This is a genomic window from Pseudoalteromonas sp. MSK9-3 (assembly GCF_003590335.1).
Classification (GTDB): Bacteria; Pseudomonadota; Gammaproteobacteria; order Enterobacterales; family Alteromonadaceae; genus Pseudoalteromonas.
In genome coordinates this window covers 97,448-109,661 of the sequence record NZ_MIET01000027.1, presented here as the reverse complement: position 1 = coordinate 109,661, position 12,214 = coordinate 97,448, and the positions used below count along the sequence as shown (strand labels likewise).

Genomic DNA, 12,214 nt, shown 5'->3' with positions numbered 1-12,214 from the left:
CCTACCTTGAAACATGTAGAGAGAACAGGCACAATACTCGCACAAAGTAAACAAGGTGTTTCAAATGTTAAATATAAAACCTAGAGTTTCGAAACTCTACTGGTTTACGCTTTTCGTCGGGCTATTATTTTGGGCTAGTAATTATTATCTACATTTCAATGCTGAACAACTCACAGCCAGCTGGAAAACGGGCTTAACGATGTTATTCGGCTCATTCGTCGCGGGATCAACACCATTAGGCGGCTGGGCCGTTGCTTTCCCTATATTAACTAAAGTACTTGCGGTACCTGCAGAAGACGCAAAAGTATTTTCACTGTTCATTCAGTCTATAGGTATGTCATTTGCAACACTCTTTTTTATTAGTAAAAAATAGAAATTGACTGGAAAACGCTAAGTTATGCGCTTACTTTTTCCGTTTTGGGGCAGTTTGCATGCTTGTTTATTAATATCGAAAGCGGTCTAGTTATTAAACATATATACACCTGTTTTTTACTCCTGGTTGCAATTATATTGCTTGATAGCTTCACTCATCCCCCTAGGACGCATGCTCTCATTTTTGCACGCAAAAAACTTGCCACAGCGGCTTTTATTGGCGGGTTGATTAGCGGTTTTTTAGGAGCTGGAGCCGATACACTGTTGTTCTTTTACTATGTAATTTTGATGAAACAACCTGCAAAAAAAGTGATCCCAACAACCGTTGCTCTCATGGCAGCCAACGCAATAATTGGATCTATACTTATACTATCTAGTAACTATGTCCCTTCGTCATTTGTGATAACAAGTTGGTTTTTTGCAGCACCTGTTGTCGCCTTAGGCGCACCATTAGGTGGGCTTATAAAGTCGAGATATTTTTTACACGCTATAAGCCTAGAGTGCAGAATATCATCACCTCGACCGGACTCATTAGCCGACGGATCCCCCCTAAGCCGTAAACTCTACCTAAGTAATTATCGCGGTACTGTAGTATTTTGCACCGTTTTCATACTGCAGCTGGAGCTTATCACCGTGTGCTAGTGCACCAACACCTGCTGGAGTTCCGGTCATCACAATATCACCAGGGTAGAGTGAAAAAACCTGCGTAATGTTTGCTATGAGTGCCTCAACGGAGTTGATCATCAAAGAAGTGTCACCTTGTTGTTTGAGCTCACCATTAATCCAAAAACGATATTCACTGTTGTGTAAGTTGTGATGCTTTGATACCGGTGTAAAAGGCGTCAATGCACAACTCCCATCGTAAGCTTTCGCCCGCTCCCACGGTAATCCTTGGCTTTTTAAGCGGGTTTGTACATCACGTAATGTTAAATCCAACCCTAAACCAACGCCAATCATAGCATCAGCATAATTCACAGTATCTCTGTCAACAACACTGCCAATCAGGATGACTAATTCAGCTTCATAGTGATGTTGGCCTAAGTCCTCACGTAATTTCACTTCGCTGTCAAATGCTTGGAAGCTGCTACTGGGTTTCATAAATAGCAATGGTTCATCAGGAATAGGGTTATTTAGCTCTTGTGCATGAGCAACATAATTTCGACCCACACATACAGCCTTTCCCATAGGTAAATCAACGGTTCTACCATCATCCCATGTCGCTTGATACAACATATTCATTTACTCCCTGTATTTAATTAATTACATCATAAATTAACAGATTACTAACGCATATTGCACCTAGGCACAGCACAGGTTATAACTTGCATTATACTAACTAAAATAAACAGGTAATCCTATGCAAGACCATGCCAATGTCGCCTTAAGTGACTTTATTGAGTACCCACAAGATGAAATGTTACAACGCGCCAATGACTTCCTCGCAAATACTAAGCGCCGTCACTCCATCCGCAGTTTTAGTGACCGTCCTGTACCACAAGAGATCATAGAAGCATGCATAAAGACAGCCGCAACAGCTCCCAGTGGCGCAAATCATCAACCTTGGCACTTTGTTGCGATCAACAGTCTTGATGTCAAAAAGCAAATTCGCCAAGCTGCTGAAGATCTTGAGCGTTCATTTTATGAAGGCAGAGCAGGCGAAGAATGGTTAGATGCATTAAAGCCACTCGGGACCGACGCGCAAAAACCGTATTTAGAGCATGCACCATGGCTTATTGCTGTATTCAGCCAGAAAAAAGGCGGGATCCAAAGCGAAGATAAAAATACCAATTACTATGTTCATGAATCAGTTGGACTCGCGACTGGATTTTTAATTCAAGCATTACATAATGCAGGCCTCGCAACCTTAACACATACACCGAAGCCAATGAGCTTTCTTACCGATATTTGTGGCCGTGATCGTGATAATGAACGCCCTTATATGCTCTTAATCGCCGGTTACCCCAGTGAGAATGCGAGTGTGCCAGAGCATGCATTAGTCAAAAAACCCTTCGAAGAGATCGCAACCATTTTGTAACGCGCTAATCTCGCTGGCCGTGAAATCACTAACACGTTCAGCGAACGCCTCTTATTGCAATAGGTCTATGTCTTTTTACACAAGCTTCACTTTGACTATATACTTTATGAGTAACCTAAACTAGGAGTGCCATAATGCTAACCAGCATACAAGACGTATTAAAAACCGTGCGACCTAACCAGCGCTGTATTACTGCGGCACAAGCTAAAACTGAGCTACTTAATAATCACGGCCTGCTGATTGACGTAAGAGAACCCAGTGAACATCAACAGAAATCGATTTCTAATACCCTTAATATTCCAAGGGGCTTACTAGAGTTTAAATTACCTGACATAGAAAAGGACGCCGAGCGGCCCATATACTTGCACTGTGCAGCAGGTGGTCGCGCCATATTTGCAGCAGAGCAACTAACGCGTATTGGTTATCAAGATATTAGCGTGATCACCTGTAAATTTGACGATGTTTACGCAACTTTATCGTAATCCATATTACTCCTGCTTTTGGAGGTACGTGTTGCTTTTAATCGTATCTCCTCATTGTATAAAAGTGTAGGCACACGCTTACCCTTCATAACAATTGTTCAATATTTACACACATCTTTTGCCACCCAAGTCCAGCTAAAATTCCCTTAACATAACCAGTACGAGAGGGAACATACGATGTTAAAAAAGTACAAAGTAATTGGGATACTTATCTCTGCACCATTCATGCTCATAGGCTGTAACAGCGATAAAAAGCCAGAATTTGATAACTCATTCATTGGTGTATGGCAAAAAACTGCATACGGTGAAATACTCGATATTTCTAAGGAGACTATTTTACGATATGAATATAACCAACATAGTTGTATCAAAACACATACTTTACAACGCAATAATGGGCTGCCTCCTGAAATATCAGCCCTCTCTCGTACCAGTAACAACATGCTTAATGTCACTTACCAAGGTGAACTGAGTAGTAATCCATTTACTAAAACCTCGACCCTGCCTACTTCGTGTAAATCTCCTATAAACACAACGGGCCAAGTTTCAGCAACGCAAACGTTCGATCATTTTTGGCATACGTTTAACGACTATTACGCATTTTTTGAACTCAGAGAAGTCGACTGGCAAGCACAGTATGATCAGTTTAAGCCATTAATCACTGATGCGATGGACGATGAGGCACTCTTCACTATCATGTCGACAATGGTTGAACCTTTGCAAGATGGTCATGTCTTTCTCAGTGCGGAACAATATGAGTTTTCAGGCGCAAAACCGTCTCCCTTATTAGATGCAATTCAGGGGCTCGCTCGCGCCTCGCTGAGAACAGGTCAAGAACTTGATGAGTCCGATGTGATCAGCAGCCTTATTGCCAGCCACCAAAGTATTACTAGCACTTATATTACACCCGCTAGTTTGCGCGCATTACCCGAAACGAAAGACACGAAAACATTTATTTGGGGGAAAACTACCGATAATATCGGCATTTTGACAATTAATAATATGGCTGATTTTGATGCGCTTGAGGATGCAAGTAACGCCGACCAGTTGCAGGCTTTGCAAAGCCAATTAGATATGATCATACAAGACCTTGCTGAGACAGATGCATTGATTGTAGATATTCGTATAAATACAGGGGGAAGTGATAATCTAGCCTTAGCCATTGCAGGTCGGTTTGCCACGCAAGATATTTTAGCTTTTAACAAACAAGCCATCAATGAGAGCGGCTTAGGTACCCCCGTACGAGCACTAATAAAGCAACATAGTGCACCATACAACAAACCGGTTTACTTACTTACCAGCCAAATTACAACCAGTGCAGCTGAAATCTTTACCATGGCAATGCGCCAATTTTCTCATGTAACACAAGTTGGTGAAGAAACATCTGGCGAGTTTTCAGATGTCCTTTCTTTTACGTTACCAAACGGATGGGAGATGGGCTTATCGAACGAAGTGTATCGTAATGCGCAAGGGGAGAATTTTGAGCGAGTTGGCATATCACCCCATATCAATGTGTCTGCATTCAACACCTACGAAATGGATTCACACCGCTTTGCCAGTTACGATTATGTACTCAACCACTTAGGTAAGCAGAGTTATCTTCCACTTAAGCCGCATGAATTTACAGCACAAGTGAATGAGATTATGGCTAAGTACCACTTACCAGGGCTATCAGCTGCCATAATACATGAAGGCGCTACGGTATTTTCTGCTGGGTTTGGGGTACAAGATCTTAATAACACAGCAGTGTCTGCAGATACTCCTTTCTTTTTGGCTTCAGTGAGTAAAGTATTAGTCGGCGCAACCCTTGCCCAAGCTGTAGACAAAAAGCATATTTCATTAGATGAAAAAATTACCCCGTTACTTCCCTTCCCATTGTATGTGCCTAATAACCAAGCCAACGAAATCTCTTTTCGTCACCTTATTACCCACACCAGTAGCATCATAGATAACCCGTCTATTTTTAACTGTACTTACTATGTGCTAGACAGCCAAGTGAGTTTATATAATTTAATGACAGAAGAAGATCTGTGTCCATCACAAGTTGATGCCGATTTACCTGAATTTTTCCGTCAATATCTAAGCGACAAGGGAACTTTTAATACCCCACAAAATTATAGCCAGCAATACGACTATTCTGTCGGTGAGGTACACATATACTCAAATATTGCGACTGATTTAGCCGCTTATGCACTCGCGAAAAAATTAGATACCCCGTTTACCGAACTGTCACAACGTTATGTCTTCACTCCGTTAAATATGCACAATACCTATTGGGGTCTAGATACACCCAGTTCGGATGTTGCCAAACGCCTCTATTTAGATCCAATTACGATGCAACCTGCTGTATACCCTAATTACCGCAGTATTACCTATGCCGATGGCTCAGTGATATCCACCGCCAATGATCTGACATACTTTCTCAAGGCGGCGATGAATAAAGGTAAAGTAGACGGCAAACAAGTCTTTTCGCGCAATATGGTCAACCAAATGCTGTCCTCACAAACTGAAACACCAACACGCAGTCGAGACATAGGGTACTTTTGGCAGCTAGATGGTGACATCATTCATCACAATGGGGCAGATCCTGGTGTACTCACTTATTTAATCGGTGATACTCGTACACAAAATGGCATCATCTTGCTCAGTAATGGCGATATTAACGTAGATATGCATGGAGAAGCTCTGGATGAAATTAAAACGCTAGCATTGCGCTTGGCTTACACCTACCAACCATAAACGTATTCGCGAGGTGCAATGCACCTCGCCCTACTTTTCATAGCAACTTACACTCTTCTCAAATAAGGGTTATATGTGTCATTGCGATGTACTCTATTCACTGTGTTTTTAAGCACAATATACACACCAACTGAATAGCACTTTACTAAGGTGAGTGAGGCAGCAGCACTTTTGGAATTTTGGGCAAGTGATAAGGCGCGATAACTCTATCTAAAGTGCCTACTTTTGCCATATCTATCATGCCTTGATTTAGCTGTATAGCAAGGGCGCTTTTGGCAAACGCTTTACTAAACGCCATGTGACCATATATGGTATTGGTATAACGATAAGCGACTTTTTTTAATTTCGACGCGGGTTGATCTAATACACTCATCGCAACTTCAGCGGTGTCTTCAACGGCAATGACTAAGTCAACTCTGCCCTTTAATAGCAAATCAACAGCCACGCGCTCAGAAGGAACTGCAACTTTGTTTAAACTGCGGTCTTCATTGAATTGAGTGAAATACACCCCGCCGCGCATCACAGCTATGCGTTTATTTTTAAGGTCAGCATACGCATTAACTTCAATGTCACTGCTTTGTTTGGCATAAAAAACGAAAGAAGACGGCAACGCCATGTAAGGAGGTGAAACAAACTGCATCATTCTTTCACGTTCAGGCGTACGAATAAGGCCACCTAACACATCAACTTCACCTTGGATCAACATACGCATACAGCGTGAGAAAGGACAAGGCACAGGCTCTATTTTGTAACCCTTTTTTGTATACGGCTGCAACTGCGTTAAAATATCAATAATAAGGCCGGATACATCCCCCTCATCAGTTATAACACTGTATGGCGGTGCATGGTCAATAGCGACATATACTTTATCATGATCAGCATAGGCGGTATTTACCAGTAACAATACCATTAGCCATAAACTGACAATAGAGCATTTCAAATCATCTTACCTCTGCTGTTTGGTAGCAACCCATTACGTTTATTTAAGTGTAGTGCCCAAGCATTGTCTATTCAATGACCCTCTGTTTTGTACCGCGAAAATGCGCCTTATCGCACAGTCACAAAAATGTCATAATTATATGTAACGCTGGCGTGCTAACCATAACATAAGGTGACCCATGGTATTGAGTATTTTCTATCAGTTTTTTTTATTAGGTTGCACCAGTTTTGGTGGTCCAGCCGCACATCTTGGCTTTTTCAAAAAGCACTTTGTTGATAATTTAAACTGGCTTTCAAACGAACGATACAGTTCTATGATCAGTTTGTCACAAATACTGCCAGGGCCTGGCTCGAGCCAAGTCGGCTTTGCTATTGGAGTTGAAAGGGCAGGCTTATTAGGCGGCATGGCGGCATTTATTGGCTTTACGCTTCCCTCATTCTTAATCATGTTCGTATTGGCATTGACCGCGTCCGAATTACAAGGCACTTTGAGTGCCGTGATCCATGGCTTAAAACTATTTGCAGTGGTCATTGTCGCCGATGCCATTTTAACGATGGCTAAAAGCTTTTGTAAAACAACAGCACTGAAAGTTGTGACTTTCGCAAGCACCTTATTTATGCTGATCTCACCCAGTGTATTTAGTCAGATTTGGTTGCTTGTAATAGCCGCTTTCGCAGGCGCTATTTATCGTTTCTCACATGTACCCAGCACATCAAAAAACACCACAGCTCAATGGCAATGGCCGACTTTGGTCATATTTATCGTGTTGTTTGCTTTATCTTTACTGAGTTTGCCCAGTGCCATTTTTGCTCAATTTTATCAAGCAGGCGCATTGGTATTTGGCGGGGGCCATGTGGTACTACCGCTATTGCAGAACAGTGTTGAACATGTTTCTCAAGAGAACTTTCTCACAGCCTATGCTGCTGCACAAGCTGTGCCAGGTCCAATGTTTACTATTGCCACTTATCTAGGGGCAATTGCTCACCCTGATAATGTCATCTTAGGCGCTATTGTTGCGACGCTGGCGGTCTTTCTACCCGGGTTATTACTCATGTATACATGTCAAAATAGTTGGTACGCATTAAGTAATTTACCTAAATTTGCCAGTATTACTGCCGCCATCAATGCGGCAGTTGTTGGTTTACTTGCCGCAGCATTTTATCAACCTATTTGGTTATCTGCGGTCTCAGAGCTTTGGCATATTGCCATCGTACTCATTGGCTTTTCTTGCATGAAACTATTTAAGCCGCCCATCTGGACCATGCTCATTGCCTTTGCGGCTTTGGGCTTCATCTTGTAGGGTATTTATTTGCAGTTGCCCCGATACACTTTGGTACGGGCGCAACTCAAATTCCGACATCACTGCCAACATATGATCCATTATGTCAGCCTGTAAATGCTCATAAAAAACCCACTGTTTATTTACGCTAAAGCAGTAAAACTCAATCGGTAAGCCATGGTGTTGTGGGGCGAGCTCTCGCACCATTAAAACGCAATCTTGACTAATGTCTTTATGCTTGCGTAAATACGCCTCACCGTAACGACGATACAACCCTATATTGGTCAAAGGTTCGGGTAACTCCCCCATATTCGCAATTTCAGGGAAGGTGCTTTGTAATTGTGCGACTTGGGTCTCAGTCAAGGTTATGATGCTATGCATATCAATTAACAAGGCCCGCTTGATGCGCCTTCCTGCAGACTCTTGCATTGCTCGCCAATTCTTAAATGAATCGGTGATCAGCATATAAGTTGGGATCGTTGTAACCGTATTGTCCCAATTACGAACTCGCACCGTGTTTAGCCCTAAATCTATCACCTCACCATCTGCGCCAAACGCATCAACTTGGATCCAATCACCAATGGTAACGAGTCGATTGGCCGCAATTTGTATTGAAGCAACTAATCCTAAAATCGTGTCTTTAAACACCAACAAGGTCACTGCCGCTATGGCACCAAAACCCGACAAAATATAGGTCGGTGATTTATCGAGGAGCAAACTAATAATTAAGATGCTGCAAATAATAAAAGTCATGAGCTTGGTAACTTGCACAATCCCTTGTATTGGCACATCTTTGGCAAATCTTAACTGGCTATAAATACCATGGGCCAAATTCACTAAACTGCTCACCAAAAAGCCAGATATTACAATCAGAACGATTTGACCCACCGACCTTAAGCTGATCAATACCCACTCAGGCGCGACCAACACTCTGGGATAAAATGCAAGAAAAGCAACGCAGCTGAGCATCGCGGCTAACCGGCCTGTAAACTTATTAAGATGCTCACTAAGCATGCCTAATCGTGATGGGGAGAACTTCGTTAACGTATTTTGAATTGTTGGAAAGACCAGCCTACGCGTGAATAAATACACGATTACAACGGCCATAAATCCAATACTGTTCGCTGATATAGCACTTAACAGTGTCTCTTTTGGTAGCCCGTCAAACCAAGGCGCTAATAAATCTGTTATGTGAGCGATACCCATAATTGCCTTACTCCTTATTTACGACTTTGTGTTGTTCATCACGTCCATGTGAAAACTCAACTGACACGTCAACCCCAGTACCTACTTGGGTTATAATATCAGTGAACTATTGCTGCTTTTGGAGTGCTCGCAGCTGATCATCTTTGTCACTCCATAAACGGTTCAGCTCTGACTGGAACCGCACTCTAAACTCATTATCGTTACTATAATCACCAATAAGTTCTTCACTCACTGGCATCACCTCAATATGTACATCTACTTGGTTCACTTTACCACTAACAAAATCAATAAAGTTCGGGATCCCTTCAGGGTAATGAATGGTTACGTTTACGACTCTGTTGATTTGCTCCCCCATCGCTTGCATCACAAAAGCAATACCACCCGCTTTGGGCTTTAACAAATTATCAAACGGGCTTTTTTGTCGTTGGTGCTTATCAGGTGTAAATCGGGTGCCCTCAACAAAATTTACAATACTCACAGGCATGGTTTTAAACTTTTCACAGGCCTTACGTGTCGTTTCTATGTCTTTACCTTTCAGTTTGGGGTTTTTACGCAACTGACTTTTACTGGTCCGTGTCATGAACGGAAAATCTAATGCCCACCAAGCTAAACCCAATACAGGCACATACAATAACTCTTTCTTCAAAAAGAAATTTAAAAACGGGATTTTCCTGTGTAATACACGCTGCATAATTACAATATCAACCCAGCTTTGATGATTTGCAATCACCAAATACCAATCTTTTTGCTTAACATCTTCTAGCCCTGTCACAGTTAACTTAAATGGGGCGATTAGATTTTGATTTAAGCTATTGCCTGCTACCCATAAGCTGGCACACTCTTTCGCCACTATACTGCATACCTTTTGCCATGCTGGAATAGGAATTAACTTTAATAGCCCAAAGAGAAAAATGGGAATAAACCAAACGAGAGTATTCAGTGCATACAAGAGTAAACTGAAAATGCGACGTAACAACGACATTCAATGTTTCCTTTACAACCTAATTCAAAAGGCGCACACCTTGCTATACATATGCGCCTAATTCATGACAGAGAATAATACCTTGTTTTTGCATTATGAAAAACCACAGAACCTAAAAACCTCAGTCCTCAAAGTAAGTATACCCGGCAAGTCCTGCATTTAATTCAGCCAAATATTGTTCTTTTATTTGCTGAGTAGTATCTAATTGGCTCACTTGCTCAGAGAAATTCTCCGAGAGTTTTTCATGGTCATAGTGCACCACTTTGAGCACATCAGCGACGCTGTCTCCTTTTATGGCATTCGTTAACGTATAACCTTGCTCCGTCATCTCGACATGCACCGAGTCTGTATCACCAAATAGGTTATGCAAATCCCCTAAAATCTCTTGGTATGCGCCTACCATAAACATGGCTAAATGGTACTGTTGACCAAATTTATACGGCGGTATCGGTAAACTTGATTCAATACCTGAGCCTTCAACATATTCCCGAATTTGTCCATCTGAATCACACGTAATATCTTGGATAATGGCACGTTGTGTTAGCGGCTGATCTAACGATTCAATAGGCATCACAGGAAATAGCTGCTGGATCCCCCACACATCAGGTAAAGATTGAAATAAAGAAAAATTCACAAACAATTTATCGGCCAATTTTTCGTTTAAATCATCTAACACTTCTCGGTGTGAACGCGCATTATCGTTTAACGTTTCACGGACTTGGTGCAAAATCGTAAAGTACATTAACTCAATTTGTGCCCATTGCGTCATACTCACTAGCCCATGCACATACTGCCCATGAGCCTCACTGAATAAGTGCATGGCATCATGATAAGCCTCAAGCGCTAAACGCGGTGTAATACCATGCAATACTTGCCATAACTGATGTAAAATAACATGGTCTGTTTTGCTTGGCGCAGTACCACATGTTTGTTTAGGCGCTTGTTCGATATCGATAACATCTGTCACTAACACCGCGTGGTGCGCTGTTAATGCACGGCCCGACTCAGTAATAATGGCCGGGTGTGCCAGATTATGCTGCTCACATACATCTGCAAAGGCACTCACAACATTGCGAGCATACTCTTCAACCGTATAATTCATTGAGCACGCACTACGAGAGCCTGAACCCTCATAATCAACACCGAGCCCACCGCCTACATCGACGGTTTTTAGCGGGACACCTAAACGTGTTAATTCAGCAAAGTGGCGGGCGCACTCTATCAAAGCACGTTGAATATCTCGGATATTGGCAATTTGCGATCCTATATGAAAGTGCACTAAGTTCATCAGGTGCAGTTTGTTATGCTGCTTTAATGTTTCAACTGCTTCTAAAACCTGACCCGCAGTTAAGCCGAACTTACCTTTTTCGCCACCGGTATTTTGCCACTTGCCTTTGCCGACTGAGTTTAAGCGAATGCGAATGCCAATCGATGGTTCAATACCCAAATCATCAATTTCTTTGATTAACGAAGTCAGCTCTGAGAGCTTTTCAACGACGATATTCACTTTATGACCCATCGCCTGTGCAATACAGGCTAACCGCAGAAACTCGCTGTCTTTGTATCCATTACATACAATGGTAATAGGGCTCGTCGCGATACCTAAAATAGCCATTAGTTCAGGTTTAGAACCCGCTTCAAGCCCAACTAAGCCACTCGGGTGGGCCAATAACTTACTCACAACGGAGCGCTGTTGATTCACTTTAATTGGATACACACAGGTATATTCACCTTGATATGCCTTTTGCTCACAGGCAAGTGAGAAAGCATTTGTCATGGTATCAACACGATGCTGCAAAATATCGGTGAATCGCACCAATACAGGTAACGTTAGTCCTTGCGCTTTGAACTGCTCAACTAAGTCTGTAAATGAGATTGCCGGCGTTTCTCTTTTACCATCCGGGAATGCGACCAACTCACCTTGTTCATTGATATCAAAATACCCATCACTCCAATGTGCAACATTGTAGATATCTCGTGCTGTTTCTAAGCCCCACTTCATGGCAACCTCAAATGACTTTTATCTAAACGCGTATTTTAATACGCGTTTAGATTATTAGCGACCACAATTCATCGGCTTTACTGCAAATATTGTCTTCTATTAGATTACTTTCTGCTCGTCAAAAACCTAAGTAAAAGGTATTAACACATCAAGATCGTTACTGTGAGTGATAACTTA

Annotated in this window: 11 protein-coding genes; 6 read left to right on the top strand and 5 right to left on the bottom strand. The window is 42.1% G+C overall.

Translation table 11 applies throughout. The features are described from left to right. The first annotated feature begins 64 nt into the window (after positions 1-64). Together BGP78_RS11750 and BGP78_RS23050 are read left to right on the top strand one after the other, a co-directional pair. Positions 65-373 carry a hypothetical protein gene (locus BGP78_RS11750; RefSeq protein WP_119861565.1) on the top strand — a complete coding sequence of 103 codons (309 nt, stop codon included), beginning with the start codon at positions 65-67 and terminating at the stop codon, positions 371-373. Continuing rightward, positions 370-1,014, top strand: coding sequence for a sulfite exporter TauE/SafE family protein (locus BGP78_RS23050; protein WP_119861564.1), 645 nt, complete (start codon positions 370-372; stop codon positions 1,012-1,014). Before BGP78_RS11750 ends, BGP78_RS23050 begins: the two co-directional genes overlap by 4 nt. Here BGP78_RS23050 and BGP78_RS11740 read toward each other — a convergent pair. Then, positions 940-1,611, bottom strand: a complete 672-nt coding sequence (locus BGP78_RS11740; protein WP_310732134.1) for a fumarylacetoacetate hydrolase family protein — start codon at positions 1,609-1,611, stop codon at positions 940-942. The two genes, BGP78_RS23050 and BGP78_RS11740, sit on opposite strands and share 75 nt — an antisense overlap. Positions 1,612-1,729: 118 nt before the next feature. On the opposite strand from BGP78_RS11740, the gene BGP78_RS11735 reads away from it, so the two are divergent. The 3 genes from BGP78_RS11735 to BGP78_RS11725 all read left to right on the top strand — a co-directional run bounded on the left by BGP78_RS11735 (position 1,730) and on the right by BGP78_RS11725 (position 5,628). Further along, complete coding sequence (locus BGP78_RS11735; RefSeq protein ID WP_119861563.1) at positions 1,730-2,407, top strand: nitroreductase family protein; 678 nt, start codon at positions 1,730-1,732, stop codon at positions 2,405-2,407. 134 nt (positions 2,408-2,541) lie between these two features. Next, a complete protein-coding gene (locus tag BGP78_RS11730) occupies positions 2,542-2,889 on the top strand; it encodes a rhodanese-like domain-containing protein (RefSeq protein ID WP_119861562.1) in 348 nt (115 codons plus the stop codon). Positions 2,890-3,066: 177 nt separating this feature from the next. Continuing rightward, complete coding sequence (locus BGP78_RS11725) at positions 3,067-5,628, top strand: serine hydrolase (RefSeq protein ID WP_119861561.1); 2,562 nt, start codon at positions 3,067-3,069, stop codon at positions 5,626-5,628. Between the two features lie 145 nt (positions 5,629-5,773). Here BGP78_RS11725 and BGP78_RS11720 read toward each other — a convergent pair whose 3' ends face one another. After that, positions 5,774-6,568 (bottom strand): ABC transporter substrate-binding protein, encoded by a 795-nt coding sequence (locus BGP78_RS11720; RefSeq protein ID WP_119861560.1) that lies wholly within the window; start codon positions 6,566-6,568, stop codon positions 5,774-5,776. Positions 6,569-6,746: 178 nt separating this feature from the next. On the opposite strand from BGP78_RS11720, the gene chrA reads away from it, so the two are divergent. After that, positions 6,747-7,868, top strand: a complete 1,122-nt coding sequence (gene chrA / locus BGP78_RS11715; protein ID WP_119861559.1) for a chromate efflux transporter — start codon at positions 6,747-6,749, stop codon at positions 7,866-7,868. Here chrA and BGP78_RS11710 read toward each other — a convergent pair. The 3 genes from BGP78_RS11710 to speA all read right to left on the bottom strand — a co-directional run bounded on the left by BGP78_RS11710 (position 7,806) and on the right by speA (position 12,037). After that, positions 7,806-9,053, bottom strand: coding sequence for a mechanosensitive ion channel family protein (locus BGP78_RS11710; RefSeq protein ID WP_119861558.1), 1,248 nt, complete (start codon positions 9,051-9,053; stop codon positions 7,806-7,808). The two genes, chrA and BGP78_RS11710, sit on opposite strands and share 63 nt — an antisense overlap. 106 nt (positions 9,054-9,159) lie before the next feature. Beyond that, on the bottom strand, positions 9,160-10,035 hold the full coding sequence (locus BGP78_RS11705; RefSeq protein ID WP_119861557.1) for an acyltransferase: 876 nt from the start codon (positions 10,033-10,035) through the stop codon (positions 9,160-9,162). Between the two features lie 121 nt (positions 10,036-10,156). Beyond that, on the bottom strand, positions 10,157-12,037 hold the full coding sequence (gene speA, locus BGP78_RS11700; protein ID WP_119861556.1) for a biosynthetic arginine decarboxylase: 1,881 nt from the start codon (positions 12,035-12,037) through the stop codon (positions 10,157-10,159). Positions 12,038-12,214: the final 177 nt, after the last annotated feature.

Excerpts from the sequence above, each read along its gene's own strand:
- BGP78_RS11710 (WP_119861558.1), bottom strand. The coding sequence starts at position 9,053 with ATGGGTATCGCTCACATAACAGATTTATTAGCGCCTTGGTTTGACGGG.
- BGP78_RS11740 (WP_310732134.1), bottom strand. The coding sequence starts at position 1,611 with ATGAATATGTTGTATCAAGCGACATGGGATGATGGTAGAACCGTTGAT.
- chrA (WP_119861559.1), top strand. The coding sequence starts at position 6,747 with ATGGTATTGAGTATTTTCTATCAGTTTTTTTTATTAGGTTGCACCAGT.
- BGP78_RS11735 (WP_119861563.1), top strand. The coding sequence starts at position 1,730 with ATGCAAGACCATGCCAATGTCGCCTTAAGTGACTTTATTGAGTACCCA.
- BGP78_RS11750 (WP_119861565.1), top strand. The coding sequence starts at position 65 with ATGTTAAATATAAAACCTAGAGTTTCGAAACTCTACTGGTTTACGCTT.
- BGP78_RS11730 (WP_119861562.1), top strand. The coding sequence starts at position 2,542 with ATGCTAACCAGCATACAAGACGTATTAAAAACCGTGCGACCTAACCAG.
- speA (WP_119861556.1), bottom strand. The coding sequence starts at position 12,037 with ATGAAGTGGGGCTTAGAAACAGCACGAGATATCTACAATGTTGCACAT.
- BGP78_RS11705 (WP_119861557.1), bottom strand. The coding sequence starts at position 10,035 with ATGTCGTTGTTACGTCGCATTTTCAGTTTACTCTTGTATGCACTGAAT.
- BGP78_RS11725 (WP_119861561.1), top strand. The coding sequence starts at position 3,067 with ATGTTAAAAAAGTACAAAGTAATTGGGATACTTATCTCTGCACCATTC.